The sequence below is a fragment of the Postechiella marina genome (genome assembly GCF_039538365.1).
Lineage (GTDB): Bacteria > Bacteroidota > Bacteroidia > Flavobacteriales > Flavobacteriaceae > Postechiella > Postechiella marina.
This window is the reverse complement of sequence record NZ_BAABCA010000031.1, coordinates 1-518: the sequence shown is the minus strand read 5'-3', so window position 1 is coordinate 518 and position 518 is coordinate 1. Positions and strand designations below refer to the sequence as shown.

Sequence of the window (518 nt, the reverse complement as noted above, 5' to 3'; positions counted from 1 at the left end):
CTGCTGCTGTTCGCGGGTCAGCGCGTTAAAGCGGACCGCATAGCCGGAGACGCGGATCGTCAGATTCGGATACTGCTCCGGGTGTTCTATCGCATCGAGCAGCTTTTCCCGGTTCAGCACATTGACGTTGAGATGCTGTCCCCCCTCCACCGTCTCCTCGTGGTGGAAGTAGCCGTCCAGCAGGCCCACCAGGTTGTTTTCCTGCGCTGACGGGGCTTTGCCGAGCGCCGCCGGCACGATGGAGAAGGTATACGAGATGCCATCTTTGGCGTAGGTAAACGGCAGTTTCGCCACCGAGGTCAGCGACGCCACCGCCCCTTTCCGGTCGCGACCATGCATCGGATTGGCCCCCGGAGCGAACGGCGTCCCCGCCCGACGTCCGTCCGGGGTGTTGCCGGTTTTCTGGCCGTATACCACGTTGGAGGTGATGGTCAGGATCGACTGGGTCGGCACCGCCTGACGCCAGGTGGGGAGCGCCTGAATTTTGCGCATAAAGCGCTCCACCAGGTCGCAGGCAA

General features: G+C 62.9%; 1 protein-coding gene. It reads right to left on the bottom strand.

All coding sequences use genetic code 11. The features are described 5' to 3' along the window. The coding region (locus tag ABD715_RS17820) for a glycine radical domain-containing protein (RefSeq protein WP_344789686.1) at positions 1-518 on the bottom strand (518 nt) is incomplete at both ends.